The following is a 14,705-nucleotide window of genomic DNA, read 5'->3' on the forward strand; positions in this document are numbered from 1 at the left end:
ATGACGCGAAGGTCATCCTTAGGGGCAAGGACGAATGCGAGCTATTGTTTTGACGACAGGTAGATCATCTTGCGCCCGCTATTCATCGCCTTGAGATTGTTGACGTAGTCCTCAGGGCGCTGCCAGCGGTGAGGAACTTTTAGTCCCATGAACTCCGCGATGCTACCGATAAACGCAGTGCAATTGGTGGTTTCAGCGTTCCAGACCGGTGAACTCGCCTGTAATTTCTTGATGTATGCGAAAACTCTTTTTGCGTCCGGCTCATTCAGGTAAACCCGGTAACTGGCGGTCAAGTACTGCGGATCAAGATCGCCATAGCTTGCCGTGGTCTCGGACGGCACCCACAGCAAATGACCAAGTACATAAGCTGCAGTGTCTCCCGCAGGGGTAAGGCCCGCGACTTCAACTGCTCGCTCGCTTGTCTTCCCGAACCAGACGAAAGCGTGTCCCCAGCTCGCCGCTGTCCTGGCTCTGAAATCAACGTAGTACGGGCCCTTTGCTGCTCCCGATCCCGGCTTTCGAGTCGACTGTGGCGCCGGTTTCGATTCAATGGGCGCATCACTGGAAACAAGCGCGTTCGCGGCGGCGGCGCGCTTGTGGACCTCCCGTTTCTGGGAAACGAAACGGTCCGAGCGGGCGCGAGTGTCAATCTCGCGTGCTGAAGCTGATTGGATTTTGCACTGGAGCAAGACAGCGAGTGTGAATCCCGCAAGCAAGCATAGTCCCAACCGCTTCGGCCTATTTACCACGCTTCGCCCTTCAACTGTCGACGACAAAGGTCAGGATTCAGCGAGACCTTAAGTCAATACCGCGTATAGGGCCGCGGCGCGACAGGCGTCTTGCCGACTGGGGTCTTCCCGATTGGGGTCTTGCCAATCGGCATCTTGCCGATTTGGGCCTGCTGATAGACGGGCTGTGGACGCGGAACGTCGGCAGCGCCAGCGGCAGTCACCACGGCAAGCGTCGCACCCGCAATAATCACAATTTTCATCACGGTACTTTTTCCTCTAGGTTAGAAGGAACAAGGCAGTGAACTACTGCTCGTTCCACTCAGACACGCCGTGAACATGAGTGTCGGAATACGTCTACAGTGCGGCAGATCAGATACGTTCGAACGATAGGTCTGCAGTGCGGCAGATATGAGACATGCGGGAACCTCGACCCCTATTGGGTCGATGGTGCGATAGCCGAACGCCATTGTCGCGCCAATCCATTTGATGGCGATGCCAAGGCGATATCGACGACGGGCCCACGTTGTTCGGCGAAGGATCAAAACTCGGAAGTCCGTAGGTGATCGGCAATAGAGTAACGGAGGCTGCCATGCGGGCAGCCTCTCTCCATACCTTGAAGCTATCCGCACGCGCTGCCTGCCCCCGTCATGGGGACTCATCCCAACGTGGAGATGAAACGACAGGGCTCACGCCCATCCCGAACTCACGCGTGGGCTTCCGATCGGTCCTTAACAACCGTTGTGCGGCCTCGGCGTTTGTGGCGCAGCGCTCGAGCCAGCGAGCCACGAGAAAATTAACCCGCACGGCAAATCGCCGTCGAGCCGCTGCCAGCACAGGCCTCGCGTCCAAGCTCTGATCGGATGGTTTCTTGACGTCGTTGCGGGCGTTCATCTTGCCCTCCTGCCGGTTCGGCGGAGGGAGCGGCCCTGCGCCGAGAGTTACACTCTTGCTTTGCGGATCAGCCCCGCTTCGAGCTGAAAGTTAGGACCTCGCGTCATCACGGACATGCACGACCAATCGGCGAGCCGAATAAGCGGCCGGACGTGGGCGGCAGTCTCTGCGATGTGTGTGCGCGCGTTACGCATTGCGGTCCTCAAGAGTGCAGGCAATTTCACCCGCGACGAATGTCACGATCTAAACGCAGAGAAATTCGGCGCGTCAAATACTTTATGCCACGAGGTGCGGGATTTGTTGCGAGCCAGTAATTTTCGAACGCCAGCGGAGCCGGCTGGGTTCGAAAATTTCAGGCTATTGTCAGAGCGGAAGCGGCGGTTTACTTCGCCACGTCCGGTCTACCCCGGGAAGCACACACCAATCGGACGGATCGGCATGTCCACTGGGGGTAATTAGCTGAACTCACAGCCATCTCCGGCACTTCCGCTCTGCCCGCGACAACAGACGTTGCCCATCGTGATCGTCATGCCGGAGATGGGGTCCGCTATGGGCCCAACAGGTGACATTCGAAAAGAGGCCGCCAACTGAAGCGGGCCTCTTTCGACTAGCAAATCGTACGCTTCGCTCTTTGATTCGTCGCTTCGACGGCTACTTCTGTGTTGGCGCAGGCGGCGTTGCAGGCGGCGAGGGCGTTGTCGTAGTCGTATCGAATCCGCCGTAAGTATAAATGAGCACTCCAGCAAGAATGATCACCACGGCAGCGATCAGTATGTTTCTATTGAGAGGCGTCATGACAAGTGGCTCCGCCGTAAGTTAACCGTCGCCCCCAAGCTTAGGTTACTCCATTCTGGCAATCATCCATACTAGGCCACCCGAAATTTGAAACTAGGCCAATAGGGATCAAATCAAGCCAGCACCCGGCCGCGCATGGGAGAGATTGGCAACTCCAGAACCTTTCCTGAACTCAGCAGATGCGAGCGAAAGTCCGTTGAGGTCATTAGCGACATTCGAATCGAAGGCCAATCACTTCCGCTCTTCCCCGACTAGTAGATGTGTTCGGGGCCGGTCGGCATGTCTCGAAGGGGCAAAAAGGCGACATCACCGAAACAGCCGGTCCGCCACGCCAGATTAGGCCGACCTGTCATACTTCACGGGCCACGAACGGGTTTGCGCTGCCTAATCAGGCCTGCGCTGCGGCCGATAGTACGGTCGACGTCGGCAACCGCCCCGTAGAGGCGCTGCCGTGAGAGCCAATGAAGGTCGTCCATGCGTTGCACGACTCCTACCACAACCGGCACGTGGTGGCGTCGCGCAAGCTGCTCAAGGGAGAAAACGGACCACCAGGCGCGAAAAGCGACTCGTGTCCAAGTGCGCGCGTCCCAGCCGAGCAGTAGGACATCCGGCGCATACTTGCGCACCGCACGATTCAGGTTCCACGGGTACATGACGATGATGCCCAGGCGCACCGGTCGCGCACCCTCCCACGGAAAGGATTTTGCGACGGCGGCAAAGGCAAATACGACCGAGCGACGGGCCACGTCGCTAGCAATCAGCCTCTCGATGACTCCAGAGACAAGTCCCGTCTCCTTCACCTCCACGAACAGTTCAAGGTCAGTCGGCGAAAGAAGCGACAGTGCCGCATCGAGGGTAAGCGCATTCTCGACATGACGCGGCGGGTCGTGTGACACCACCAATGTGTCGGAATCCGCTGCACGGCAGACGTCGAATTCGACACCGGATATTCTGCCGTCACGCGCGGCACGTACGAACGCGGCGGGCGAGTTTTCGCCCCGACCCGCGGACCATCCACGATGCGCAATGAGCTTCATGACGAGGTCCGTAAAGCCAAGCTGTGCGCGCGCCACGCAATCTCCCGTAGAGAGAAATGTCAATCCGCGGCCACGACGTTGACCCCTGATCAGCGCGGCGGCGCGGGCGTTTTTAGATAGCGGGCGTGCCGACTGGCGCTGGGGACCGGCGGCTATTTCGCCGCGATGGTTGTGGGTTTACCCTCCTCGCCGACGAAGACCACCAGGACCTTAGCCGGAACATTCCCCTTATTGAAAAGCTGGTGTTGGTGATTGAGGGCCTCGATGTAGGCTTCGCCGGTTTTATATTGATACGGTTGTCCGCCGTGACTCTGCAACTCCACCTCGCCCTCGAGGACATAGACGTAGGTCGGTACCGGGTGCTCATGCAGTGGCGTACGGCCACCGGGCTCGATGGTCCCAATAACGGATATCATTTCTGGCTTGTCTGTCTTCGGATAAACAATCGGCTGCTTGTCTCGGGTTTGACCTGTCTTCAGCAGCGGCTGGGTCTTGAAGCCGGCCGGCAGCGCACTGTCCTGGGCGCGCACTGTCGCGGCTCCGGTCACGAGCCAGATTGCCGCCAGCACGCTGGCAGTTGAAACGAAACGCGTGGGCGTCATGGCGATGTCCTCCTTGTTGCGAATGCGCCCCGTGAGAGCGGACAGGATCATGCGCCAGGCTTTCAAGCCCGAAGTGGGTAGCTGCGGTCGTCTTCTCGGAACGGCTGCGTCAGCATCTGGTCGAGCCGCTGCTCGCGCGCGTCGCGGAACGGCTCATGCCAATCGTCATGTCCTTGTGACCCGCCCTGGGTCACATTCAATAATTCACTGTATCCTCCCCAAGCGCGCGTTCTACGCGCAATTTGCCGCGGCGAAAGCGACGGCCCATGAGCATCGCTTGGAGCCGCCGGAACTTATTGCGAAGGGCGATCGCGGCGTTGAAACTTTGGTCTGGCGCTAGCCCTAAATGCCTTGGCGCGAGCGTCGGCTCGTCACCGATCTCGTCTTGTCTCCCGGGCCCATCCCTCCCCGATTAGCCGCTCGTTTGAACCTCAAGCCATCGCTGGTTAGAAAGAGCCGAAACGCATCCGTGCGCCTTCCAACTCTTACTTTTTACTGGACGTAGCGCGAACGAACTATGGCAGTCCGGCAGGTTGCGCCCGGGAGGGCGACAAACCAGCCGAGCCTCCGTGCCGCCATCTCTGACATTTGCTGCCCTCGATGACCGGGTTGGGCCACGAGCGGCAATACTCTAACTGATCGCAAGATTTCCGCTTCTCCGTCAGAAGTCCACGCCGCTAGAAGAATTCATCGAGGAACGCCGCCGCTTCTTCCGAGATGCCGGCGATCTTGTTCGTTGCCTGACGATAGAACTTGAAATTGAGCTCGGTCCCGGGCTGGCCGTCATTCCACTCGGTGAAACGCTTTAGCTCGCTCCGCCCAAGCGGCCGCTTCGCGAGCGCGGTGCGTCGGATGGTAACGCTCACACGTGGTGTTTGCCTGGTGATGCCGCGCTTCCTGGCGATCGCTTCGGCCGAAACCACAACGCCGCGCGCGATAAGGCCGTGCCCGCCCTCGTTCTCGCTCGCGAACACGAAAACCGTGTCGCCTTCGGCGATATGCTTGCCGCCATACATGGTCTTTTGCGCTGTCAATGCGAACGTCTTCGGTCGCAGATCGGAAACCTTGGCCTTGATCGCGAACGCCATGCTCCTCGCGCCAATGCTAGGCCGACACCGGGAATCTGACGGCTTCCAGCGCGGTCTTGCCGCGGATCATGTCGGAGGCCTTGTCGGCGATCATCAAGGTCGATGCGTTGAGATTGGCGGAGATCATGCGCGGCATGATCGAGGCGTCGACGACGCGCAAGCCCTGCAGTCCATGCACGCGCAACTGGTCGTCGACCACGGCCCATTTGGCATCCGCCGGGCCCATGCGGCAGGTGCAGCCGGGATGGAAAGTGGTGGTGCCACGCTCGGTGGCGGCCGCCAGGAATTCGTCGTCGCTCTGCACCTTGGGTCCGGGGAAATCCTCATAGGCGTAGTATGGCGCGAGCGGCTTGGACGCGAGCAGCCGGCGCGCCAGTTTCATGCCGGCGACGACGACGCGGCGATCGATCTCTTCCACCAGGTAATTGGTCTGGATGATCGGCGGCGCGAACGGATCGGCGGAGCGGATGCGGACATAGCCGCGGCTCTCCGGGCGCTGCTGCCAAGAGGCGACCGTCATGCCGGGCTCGTCCTCGAGCTGGCCCTGCACGCCTTCCTTGTAGCTTGCCGGCGTGAAGGTGAGCTGCAGGTCGGAGCTTTCGGTGGTCTCGCCGGAGTGCCAGAAGCAATAGACCATGGTCGGCGACAGCGACAGCAACCCGCGCCGCGTCGTCGCCCATTTCAGCGTCTCGACCCACAGGCTCAGGCCGCGCCGCAGTTCATTGATGGTCTTGATGTTCTTGACGCGCGCGACCGAACGCGGCGCGTAATGATCCTGCAGGCCTTCGCCGACGCCCGGTAGCGCGTGACGGACGTCGATGCCGTGCGATTGCAGCAGTTCGGGCGAGCCGACGCCGGACAATTGCAGCACCTGCGGCGAGTTATAGGCGCCGCCCGAAAGAATGACTTCCTTGTTAGCGCGCACCTCGACGGGCGTGCCGCCCTTGCCGCCCCGGAGATAACGCACGCCGACCGCGCGCTTGCCCTCGAAAATCAGGTTGGTGACATGCGCATGCGTTCGCACATCGACATTCGGCCGTTTTCGCGCCGGGTGCAAAAACGCCTTCGCGGCGCTCATGCGCAGACCGTTCTGGATGGTGCGCTGGCAATAGGAGACGCCCTCTTGGATCGCGCCGTTGTAATCGGGATTTTTGGGGATCCCGAGGCTGACAGCGCCCTCCATGAAGGCCTCGCACAGTGGATCCTGCCAATCCATGGTGGTGACGGTGAGACTGCCATCGCGGCCGCGATAGGTCTCGTCGCATTCGCCGACGCGGCACTCCAGCCGCTTGAAATAGGGCAGCACGTCCGGATAGCCCCAGCCGTGATTGCCGAGCTGCGCCCAGGTGTCGAAATCCTGGCGCTGGCCGCGGTTGTAGATATGGCCGTTGATGGACGACGAGCCGCCCAGCGTCTTGCCGCGCGGGGCGTAGATGCTGCGGCCGCCGGTCCATGGCCCCGGTTCCTGCTGATAGGCCCAATTGACGCTCTTCATGTGGAACGTCTTGATGAAGCCGGCGGGCAGATGAATGTAGGGATGCCAGTCCTTGCCACCCGCTTCGAGCACGCAGACGCGGCTGGAAGAATCTTCGCTGAGCCGGTTGGCGAGCACGCTGCCTGCGGAGCCCGCGCCGATAATCACATAATCGAACGTTTCCATCGTCTCTTTTCTGGCGCGGCTTGTTACCGCGGCTTATCGTTGAGTTGATAGGTGAGATGCGCCTTCACCGTCGGCCATTCGCTGGCAATGATGCTGTAAACCACGGTGTCGCGCAACGTGCCGTTTGGCGCGATCTGATGGCTGCGCAGGATGCCGTCCAGCTTGGCGCCCAGGCGCTCGATGCCGCGCCGGCTCTGGTGATTGAAGAAATGGGTGCGGAACTCCACTGCAATGCAATTCAATTTCTCGAACGCGTGCGTCAGCAGCAGCAATTTGCACTGCGTATTGAGCGCGCTGCGCTGCACGCGTTTGGCGTACCAGGTCGAGCCGATCTCGACGCGGCGGTTGGCGGCATCGACATTCATATAGGTCGTCATGCCGGCGATCTTGCCCTCTGCGTCATAGACCGTGAACGGCAGCATCGATCCCGCCGCGAACAGGCCGAGCCGGCGATCGATTTCTTTTTTCATGTTTTCGGCGGTCGGAATGGCGGTGTACCAGAGCTTCCACAGCTCGCCGTCCCTCACCGCTTCCACCAGGCCGTCGATGTGATCGTGCGACAACGGCTCCAGCCGCGCGTGCTCGCCGTGAAGGGTAACCGGTTCAAGAAAGGCCATTTTAAAAACTCCGTTGTCACGCCGTCATTGCCTGCGACAAACGCGAAGCGTTTGCGCAAGGGAGCGAAGCGACGAAGCAATCCATCTATCCCCTTGTGGCGGCATGGATTGCTTCGCTGCGCTCGCAATGACGGGGATGGTTCACTTGTTCAAAAAATTCAGTGCCAGTCCCGGCCGCGCCCAATCCATCGCAATCAGCTCGCCCTTGCCAGACAGCGTGATGTACGCCGTCTTCAACTCCGGCCCGCCAAATGCGATATTGGTGGTGACGCGGTCGCCGGTCGGCACCTGCTCGACCAGGGAGCCGTCAGGTGCGATCACCGAGATGCAGCCCGACACCAGCGTCGCCACGCAGACATTACCGTTTGCCTCTACCGCCATCGAGTCGAACATCTGGTAGCCGCCCAGCCCCGCAATCGGCTTGCCGCGCTCGCCGCGATAGATGACGTCGCGCGGCTTGATCGTGCCGGGCTCGGAGATCTCATAGGCCCACAGCCGCGCGGTCGGCGTCTCCGCGATATAGACGGTCTTCTCGTCCGGCGACAGGCCGATGCCGTTGGCGGGCAGCACGCCGTGCACGGCCTCGACGACCTCCTTCATGCCCGGCCTGACATAATAGAACCCGCCGACATCCATCTCACGGGCGCGACGTTTGCCGAGATCGGAGAACCAGAGGCCGCCGTGCTTGTCGAACACCAGGTCGTTGGGCCCCCGCAGGGCGTGCTCGCCGCATTTATCGACGACGGTCTCGACCTTGCCGCTCTGCAGATCCACGCGCTGGATCGAGCCGCCCTGATAATCGTCCGGCTGCGGCCCCGGCATGATCATCTTGCCGGTCGGAATCCAGCTAAAGCCGCCATTGTTGCAGATGTACATCTTGCCGTCGGGGCCGAGCGCTGCGCCATTGGGGCCACCGGGAATTTGCGCGACGACCTCCTTGCGCCCGTCAGGATAAACCCGCGTCAGCCGCTTGCCGCGGATTTCGACCAGCACCACCGATCCGTCCGGCATGACAACCGGGCCTTCCGGAAATTCCAGATCGGTGGCGAGAACGCGGATATCGGCCATGAATCCTCCCGACTTACTTTTGGCTGCAGGCGGATTTGGCTCGGCCCCGCACGCGCAACAATTCGTTGTGGCTGTTATGGCAAAGTCGGTTTGGCTTGCCAAGCAACCACCGGCAATGAAGCGGCGCAGGGCAGCATTGCGGAGACGCTACTCCTTGACCGGAATCCAGATCTCCAACCCGCCATTGCCGGTGGCGGGATCGAAATTCTCGTCGTAGCGCTCGAAGCTCGGCGCATCTGCCGCCTTCATGCCGGATGCCGGCAGCCAGTGATTCCAGATCGTGTTGACGGTGCGGCGGATCGTCGAGATGTGCTCCGAGTGGGTAAACACCGCATACTTCTGCTCCGGAATCCTCACGCGGGCGAACTCGCGCGGCAGGTCGGAGAAGTCGGCGACCTCGACGCCGGCGATGTAGTCGAAGCCGGCATCGTCGCCATTGCAGCAGACGCCGTAGGCCACCTTGCCGACCCGCTTCGGGATGTCATCGACAGTTTGGTGAAACTTCTGCCACTGGTTCGGAATGCCGGCGCCGCCGTTCTCATGCGTGCAGCGTTCGCTGATGCCGGCGATCAGCAACGGCTTAGAGGTTTCGAAACGCGGGGGCTTGAGATGATCGAGCAGGGTTGAATCCATGACGATTGGCTCCTGAAGCTTGAGATGATCGAGGCACGTTGCGGCGCGGACCGCTTCGGGCGTTACGCCGAAATGGTCGCGGAACGCGCGGGTGAAAGCTTCGTGAGAGCTGTAGTCCGAATCCAGCGCGAGGCTAAGGATATCGGGCGCACCGGCGGAGAGCGCGTGCGCGGCCTTGGTTAGCCTGCGGGCGCGCACATAACGCATCACCGAAAGGCCGGTCGCGGTGGCAAACGCCCGCACCAGATGGAAGCGCGAGACGCCCGCAACGCCCGCGATCTCATCGAGCGTCAGCGGGTCGGCGAGATGGCTTTCGATGTACCAGAGCGCTTTCTGGGCTGGATTCATGGCTCATAGCTTTCATACGAAGCGTTCGTATTATCGGCGATTGCGCCGCGCCTGATTTGACAGTCCTTGCTCCGTCGTCGCAGCCTATGGAACTATCTGCTGGGCACAGGGATCAAGGCCGCCGGCTGACGCGGCACTACTTATTGGAGGTTACCATGCTGATCACCAATGTCCGGGCGCACCATATCCGTATTCCCTATGACGCCGGTGTCGCGAGTTTCAAGCAAGGAGCGTCCGCCATCTCGGCGCTGGAAATCGTCATGGTGGAAGTTTCGACCGACGCCGGCATCACGGGTTGGGGCGATGCCTTTGCCTATGTCTGCCCGCGAACCAGCTACGCCGCCATCGAGGAAATGATTGCGCCGCAGGCGCTGGGACAGAAAGTTCCAGATGCGGCCGGTATTCCCGCCTTCATGGAACAGATCCAGCGCAACCTGCATCTGTTCGGCCGCTATGGCATCACCATGTTTGCGATCTCAGCGTTGGATATCGCGCTGTGGGACCTCGCAGCGAAGGTCAAGGGCGCGCCATTGCACCGCCTGATCGGCGAAGCCAGGCGGACCCGGATTCCTGCCTATGCGAGCCTGCTGCGGATCGGAAAGCCAGAGCTGATCGCAAGCGAATGCGAGACCGCGCTGCGGCAGGGCTACAAGGCGATCAAGCTGCACGAAACCACAACGCCTGCGGTATATGCCGCGCGGCAGGAGATCGGCGCCGGCATTCCGCTGATGGTCGACTTGAACTGTCCGCTGAATGGCGAGGCCGCGATCGCCTTCGCGCATTCCTGCCGCGACGCAACGCCGATGTTCCTCGAGGAGCCGGTCTGGCCGCCGGAAGATTTTGCAACGCTGGCCGAAGTGCGAAGCAAGGGCGGGCTCAACGTTGCGGCCGGAGAGAATGCCTGCACGGTTCACCAATTCAGGCAGATGCTGAAGGCGGGCGCGGTGAGCCATGCGCAACCCTCCGTCATCAAGGTCGGCGGCATCACCGAATATCTCAGGGTCGTCGACCTCGCCGACGAATTCGGCGTCAGGCTTGCACCGCATTCACCGTATTTCGGCCCGGGCTTCCTCGCGACGCTGCACTTGATGTCGCTGCGCGACGACGCAACCTTCGTCGAGGTGTTCTCCATGAAACGTGCCGCCTGCTTGTGGCGCGGTCGCATCGACGTCGATGCCAATGGCAATGTGGAGGTGCCGCAGGGGCCCGGACTTGGTTACGAACCGGATAAGGCCATCATGGAGCAATACCGTGTGGCGTAACCCGCGGGGCAGCCCCTACTTGGTGCCGTCTTTCGGCGTCGCCGCATCCTTCGCAGCAGGCGCTGAATCCTTCGCCGTGGGCGCGGCGGTCTTCTTCGCATCCTCTGCCGCCTTGTTCTGCGCCGCCTGCAACTCGCCGACCAGCTTCTGCAAGCCAATGACCGCGTTTTTCAACGCCTCAATCTGCCGGTTGGCGGCATCAATTTTCTGCTGATGGTCGGTGGTGAGTTTTGTGATCGTCTTCTGCAGGAAGTCGACATTGCTCTGCAGGCAAGAGGTGCGCCGTTCCATGGTTTTTTCGACGGTGCAGATCTCGATGCCGGGAACGTCCTGCGCGTGGACGCTCGCCGGCAACAAAGCCATCAGCAGCGTGATGGCGACGATCATGATCCTGGGCGTCGGAGCAATCATCAAAATCCTCATTCCACAAGCATCTCACGTAAGGGAACGTCTATCACGGCAATTTGCGCGAAGCAGGGCCCCGTCCCCAGAGATACCATACTGATACCTCATTCAGGCGTTGTGCTTCATCCCGTTAACAGTGGATGGATTTCGCCGCACCTCAAACCGGTGTGTTTGCCGGGTGCGGCAGTGGAGATTGATTGATGGCAACGCGTGAAAAACGACTGGCGCAGTTCGATGGCAACGGGGAGCCGCCGCCGAACCTGCCGGTGGAAGTTCTTTGCGAGGATCACAGCGGAACCTATCAACTGCCGTTCGCCTGCCGATGGATCGACGGTCAATGGCGAAATGACAGGACCGGCGGCATGGTCGAGGCCACCGTGGTCGGTTGGCGACTGCCGCGGCCGAGATCTGAAAGCGCCGCGGAAAGACCCTGACCCGTCGTAGATTGCGTCAGAATGGGACGGATGCGCGCGGAACTTTAAGGTTTGGAACAGCTACGGAACGAACCGCGCCCGAATCACCGATTTAGCGCCGTACGCTCCTGTTCACGGCTAGATGTCGCGCGCCATCCCAGCCGGCGCACCACATAAAGCACCACGGCAATCGGCCGCAGTCAGCGGCCGACGACAAAGGTTAATTCCTCGGCGGATGACATGGCGGTCAGCTCCACGGCGTGGGCGGCGGCACCTTGTCGACCGCGGGAGGCACGTCGACGGTCTTGAAGTCGGCGGGGCTGACGATCTCGAGGTACTCCATGTCCTCCGAGTAATCGTACAGGTAATGCGTGATGCCGGGCCGCTGGTGCACGACATCGCCGGCCTGCACCAAGGTCGACTTGTCCTCATACATGAAGCGCGCCCAGCCCTTGGTCATGATCACGATCTGGAATTCGCATTCGTGCTTGTGCCAGCCGGTGCCCTCTTCGGGCGGCAAGTCGGGGTTGGCCTTGACCAGATGGCAGATCACCTGCCCGCCGGTGGCATCGGCAATGCCGAGATCGCGGTACAGGAAGAAGTCGCGCAGACCTCCGCCCTTGAACTTGGTATCGCCGGGTTTGACGTGAGAGAATTTGCTGACGACGGCCTGCTTGTTCATCGAAGCCTCCACGGTTCGCGTTGGCGGGACCGCGACTGGCGAAGAGCGTCCAAATTTTCGGCAGCGTCGCATCGTCGCGTTCACGGCTGCATGCTGCTATGCGAAATTCACGCCAGTCGCGTTGCAATGCAGCGATTTGGCCGGCATCGGTGCAGTGAACCGCTTGGCCGGAGGCAGAAATCCGGCTTCAGCAGCTTGCGAAATGGCAAGAGGATCGGGCCCTGCGCCGGTCACGGCTGGCACGGGCTTGAGCAAAGCCTGCCCGTTGCCTGAGCCATCCAAACGGGCATGGCCGCGCCAGGCTTGCCTAATATTCGACCTCGAGCTCCTCGATATCGGCCGGCTCTGCCTTGGCGGCCTCGATCCATTCCTGCATTTCCGGCATCGCCATGATGGTCTTGGCGTAGGCCGCGAGAGTGGGCTCGAGTTTGACGTCATAGGTCATTAAACGGGTCACGACGGGCGCGTACATGGCATCCGCCATGGTACGCTCCCCGAACAGGAACGGCCCGCCTGATTCCGCAAGGCATTCGCGCCAGATGGTGCAGACCCGGTCGATATCGGCCTGCGCGCGCGACCAGATCTTGAAGCCCGGGAAATGGCCCTTCAGGTTGACCGGCAGCGAGGCGCGCAGCGTGGTGAAGCCGGAATGGATCTCGCCGCAGATCGAGCGGCAATGGGCGCGGCGGATCCGGTCGGCCGGCAGCAGGCCGGCGTCGGGCATGACCTCGTTGAGATATTCCGCGATCGCCAGCGTATCCCAGATGGTGGCGCCGTCGTGGCGCAGGCACGGCACCAGGATCGACGACGACAGCAGCAGGATTTCAGCCCGCGCCGAGGCATCGTCGGGAGCGGTGGTGACCTCCTCGAACTCAAGCCCTGAGAACTTCGCCAGCAGCCAGCCGCGCAGCGACCAGGACGAGTAATTTTTGCTGGAGATGGTCAGTGTGGTCTTCGCCATATGGCCTTCCCTCGAACCCCAAAAACGCCTCTTGCACAGCCAAGGGCGGCCGACCGCGCCGCCGCCAATGCCTGTGCGCTGGGCATTTGCGCAGCAAACCACGTGCCAGTTTTAGAGGCGGCCGGGCCCGCTGTGGCGTCGATATTGCATGGCGTCATGGGACAGGGGCTGATGTGAATGATGTCAATGATGTACCAGGCCTATCAGAACCACATGGACCTGACGTCGCCATGGCGGACCGGGGCTGCAGCGGCGCTCAGGTATCTCAATCTGGTGCCGCAGGGGGTCTCCGACAGACTGTTCGGCCGGCTCGCCGCCTCGCTCGAGCTGATCTCGCGCTCCTCCCTCACCTATCACCGGCCAGCCTATGGCATAGACAGGGTACTGGTCGGCAACCGGGAGCTGGAGGTGACTGAGGAAGTCACCTTTGCCACCCCGTTCGGCTCGCTGCTGCATTTCAAGAAGGAGAACGCGCCGGAGCAGCCGCGGCTGCTCTTGGTAGCGCCGATGTCCGGCCATTTCGCGACGCTGTTGCGAGCCACCGTGAAGACGCTGCTGCAGGACCACGACGTCTACATCACCGACTGGCACAATCCGCGCGACATTCCGCTTCACGCCGGCCGGTTCGGGCTGGAGGATTACACCGATCATCTGATCACCTTCCTGGACAAGATCGGCCCGCGTGCGCACATGGTCGCGATCTGCCAGCCGTCGGTCTCGGCGCTGGCTGCGGCTGCCGTGATGTCGGAGGATAATCACCCGGCCCGCCCAGCCACGCTGACCCTGATGGCCGGGCCGATCGACACGCGGATCCAGCCGACCAAGGTCAATGAATTCGCCAAGAGCAAGCCGATCAACTGGTTCGAAAAGAACCTGATCAATTACGTGCCGGTGCAGTGCAAGGGCGCGTTCCGAAAAGTCTATCCCGGCTTCGTGCAGCTCACCGCCTTCGTATCGATGAATCTGGAGCGCCACGTCAAGCAGCACATCGACCTCGCCAATCATCTCGCCAGGGGCGAGAAGGAAAAGGCCGCGATCATCAAGACCTTCTACGACGAATATTTTGCGGTCATGGACCTGCCCGCTGAGTTCTATATCGAGACCGTGCGCGACGTGTTTCAGGAGCATCTGTTGCCGCAGGGCAAACTGATGCATCGCGGCCGGCCGGTGAGCCCGGCCGCGATCAGGCGCATGGGCCTGATGACGGTCGAAGGCGAAAAGGACGATATCTGCTCGATAGGCCAGACGCTGGCGGCACAAGACCTCTGCACCGGCGTGCGCGCCTATCGCAAGGTGCACCACATGCAGGCCGGCGTCGGCCATTACGGCGTGTTCTCCGGCAAGCGCTGGAACAACGAGATCTATCCGCTGCTGCGGGATTTCGTGCATGTGAATTCGTGAACTGTAGTCACCTCTCCCGCTTCCTCCCCCGCAAGCGGGAGAGGGAACGCACCGCCATTGTCGAACTAGCCGCCTCCCTCTACGCGCGCTAACATTCTCCCAAGGACGACC

Annotated in this window: 15 protein-coding genes; 3 read left to right on the forward strand and 12 right to left on the reverse strand. The window is 61.2% G+C overall.

The annotated features are described in order from the left end of the window. Nucleotides 1-41 precede the first annotated feature (41 nt). The 9 genes from CQ13_RS04535 to CQ13_RS04575 all read right to left on the reverse strand — a co-directional run bounded on the left by CQ13_RS04535 (nt 42) and on the right by CQ13_RS04575 (nt 9,470). Nucleotides 42-749 carry a hypothetical protein gene (locus CQ13_RS04535; protein WP_057841808.1) on the reverse strand — a complete coding sequence of 236 codons (708 nt, stop codon included), beginning with the start codon at nt 747-749 and terminating at the stop codon, nt 42-44. Between the two features lie 53 nt (nt 750-802). Further along, the gene (locus tag CQ13_RS04540; protein WP_057841809.1) at nt 803-991 is read right to left on the reverse strand and encodes a hypothetical protein; all 189 of its coding nucleotides are present in this window, start codon (nt 989-991) and stop codon (nt 803-805) included. A 1,782-nt stretch (nt 992-2,773) separates the two neighbouring features. Beyond that, nucleotides 2,774-3,490 (reverse strand): glycerophosphodiester phosphodiesterase, encoded by a 717-nt coding sequence (locus CQ13_RS04545; protein ID WP_057841810.1) that lies wholly within the window; start codon nt 3,488-3,490, stop codon nt 2,774-2,776. Between the two features lie 116 nt (nt 3,491-3,606). Continuing rightward, nucleotides 3,607-4,107: a cupin domain-containing protein gene (locus CQ13_RS04550; protein WP_156433492.1), complete on the reverse strand. Its 501-nt coding sequence runs from the start codon at nt 4,105-4,107 to the stop codon at nt 3,607-3,609. 626 nt (nt 4,108-4,733) lie between these two features. After that, nucleotides 4,734-5,144, reverse strand: coding sequence for a hypothetical protein (locus CQ13_RS04555; protein WP_057841812.1), 411 nt, complete (start codon nt 5,142-5,144; stop codon nt 4,734-4,736). A gap of 16 nt (nt 5,145-5,160) precedes the next feature. Beyond that, nucleotides 5,161-6,804 carry a GMC family oxidoreductase gene (locus CQ13_RS04560; protein WP_057841813.1) on the reverse strand — a complete coding sequence of 548 codons (1,644 nt, stop codon included), beginning with the start codon at nt 6,802-6,804 and terminating at the stop codon, nt 5,161-5,163. 23 nt (nt 6,805-6,827) lie between these two features. After that, on the reverse strand, nt 6,828-7,421 hold the full coding sequence (locus CQ13_RS04565) for a GNAT family N-acetyltransferase (protein ID WP_057841814.1): 594 nt from the start codon (nt 7,419-7,421) through the stop codon (nt 6,828-6,830). A gap of 141 nt (nt 7,422-7,562) precedes the next feature. After that, complete coding sequence (locus CQ13_RS04570; RefSeq protein WP_057841815.1) at nt 7,563-8,489, reverse strand: SMP-30/gluconolactonase/LRE family protein; 927 nt, start codon at nt 8,487-8,489, stop codon at nt 7,563-7,565. Nucleotides 8,490-8,636: 147 nt separating this feature from the next. Then, nucleotides 8,637-9,470: an AraC family transcriptional regulator gene (locus CQ13_RS04575; protein WP_057841816.1), complete on the reverse strand. Its 834-nt coding sequence runs from the start codon at nt 9,468-9,470 to the stop codon at nt 8,637-8,639. A 155-nt stretch (nt 9,471-9,625) separates the two neighbouring features. Between CQ13_RS04575 and CQ13_RS04580 the strand changes: the two genes are divergently transcribed. After that, entirely contained in the window at nt 9,626-10,732 is a 1,107-nt protein-coding gene (locus CQ13_RS04580; protein WP_057841817.1) for a mandelate racemase/muconate lactonizing enzyme family protein, read from the forward strand. 15 nt (nt 10,733-10,747) lie between these two features. Here the strand turns inward: CQ13_RS04580 and CQ13_RS04585 are convergent, their stop codons facing one another. Further along, the gene (locus CQ13_RS04585) at nt 10,748-11,119 is read right to left on the reverse strand and encodes a hypothetical protein (RefSeq protein ID WP_156433499.1); all 372 of its coding nucleotides are present in this window, start codon (nt 11,117-11,119) and stop codon (nt 10,748-10,750) included. A gap of 218 nt (nt 11,120-11,337) precedes the next feature. Between CQ13_RS04585 and CQ13_RS04590 the strand changes: the two genes are divergently transcribed. Continuing rightward, nucleotides 11,338-11,571 (forward strand): hypothetical protein, encoded by a 234-nt coding sequence (locus CQ13_RS04590; RefSeq protein WP_057841819.1) that lies wholly within the window; start codon nt 11,338-11,340, stop codon nt 11,569-11,571. Between the two features lie 226 nt (nt 11,572-11,797). On the opposite strand, the gene CQ13_RS04595 is transcribed toward CQ13_RS04590, so the two are convergent. Further along, nucleotides 11,798-12,232: a cupin domain-containing protein gene (locus tag CQ13_RS04595; protein ID WP_057841820.1), complete on the reverse strand. Its 435-nt coding sequence runs from the start codon at nt 12,230-12,232 to the stop codon at nt 11,798-11,800. A 307-nt stretch (nt 12,233-12,539) separates the two neighbouring features. Continuing rightward, nucleotides 12,540-13,193: a glutathione S-transferase family protein gene (locus tag CQ13_RS04600; RefSeq protein ID WP_057841821.1), complete on the reverse strand. Its 654-nt coding sequence runs from the start codon at nt 13,191-13,193 to the stop codon at nt 12,540-12,542. 177 nt (nt 13,194-13,370) lie between these two features. On the opposite strand from CQ13_RS04600, the gene CQ13_RS04605 reads away from it, so the two are divergent. Then, nucleotides 13,371-14,594: a polyhydroxyalkanoate depolymerase gene (locus tag CQ13_RS04605; RefSeq protein WP_156433493.1), complete on the forward strand. Its 1,224-nt coding sequence runs from the start codon at nt 13,371-13,373 to the stop codon at nt 14,592-14,594. The last annotated feature ends 111 nt before the right edge of the window (nt 14,595-14,705 follow it).

Origin of the sequence: Bradyrhizobium retamae (assembly GCF_001440415.1) — a bacterium.
Classification (GTDB): Bacteria; Pseudomonadota; Alphaproteobacteria; order Rhizobiales; family Xanthobacteraceae; genus Bradyrhizobium; species Bradyrhizobium retamae.

Coding starts and splice junctions, on each gene's coding strand:
- CQ13_RS04605 (WP_156433493.1), top strand. CDS start 13,371: ATGATGTCAATGATGTACCAGGCCTATCAGAACCACATGGACCTGACG.
- CQ13_RS04540 (WP_057841809.1), bottom strand. CDS start 991: ATGAAAATTGTGATTATTGCGGGTGCGACGCTTGCCGTGGTGACTGCC.
- CQ13_RS04570 (WP_057841815.1), bottom strand. CDS start 8,489: ATGGCCGATATCCGCGTTCTCGCCACCGATCTGGAATTTCCGGAAGGC.
- CQ13_RS04550 (WP_156433492.1), bottom strand. CDS start 4,107: ATGATCCTGTCCGCTCTCACGGGGCGCATTCGCAACAAGGAGGACATC.
- CQ13_RS04575 (WP_057841816.1), bottom strand. CDS start 9,470: ATGAATCCAGCCCAGAAAGCGCTCTGGTACATCGAAAGCCATCTCGCC.
- CQ13_RS04585 (WP_156433499.1), bottom strand. CDS start 11,119: ATGATCGTCGCCATCACGCTGCTGATGGCTTTGTTGCCGGCGAGCGTC.
- CQ13_RS04590 (WP_057841819.1), top strand. CDS start 11,338: ATGGCAACGCGTGAAAAACGACTGGCGCAGTTCGATGGCAACGGGGAG.
- CQ13_RS04555 (WP_057841812.1), bottom strand. CDS start 5,144: ATGGCGTTCGCGATCAAGGCCAAGGTTTCCGATCTGCGACCGAAGACG.
- CQ13_RS04560 (WP_057841813.1), bottom strand. CDS start 6,804: ATGGAAACGTTCGATTATGTGATTATCGGCGCGGGCTCCGCAGGCAGC.
- CQ13_RS04565 (WP_057841814.1), bottom strand. CDS start 7,421: ATGGCCTTTCTTGAACCGGTTACCCTTCACGGCGAGCACGCGCGGCTG.
- CQ13_RS04580 (WP_057841817.1), top strand. CDS start 9,626: ATGCTGATCACCAATGTCCGGGCGCACCATATCCGTATTCCCTATGAC.
- CQ13_RS04600 (WP_057841821.1), bottom strand. CDS start 13,193: ATGGCGAAGACCACACTGACCATCTCCAGCAAAAATTACTCGTCCTGG.
- CQ13_RS04595 (WP_057841820.1), bottom strand. CDS start 12,232: ATGAACAAGCAGGCCGTCGTCAGCAAATTCTCTCACGTCAAACCCGGC.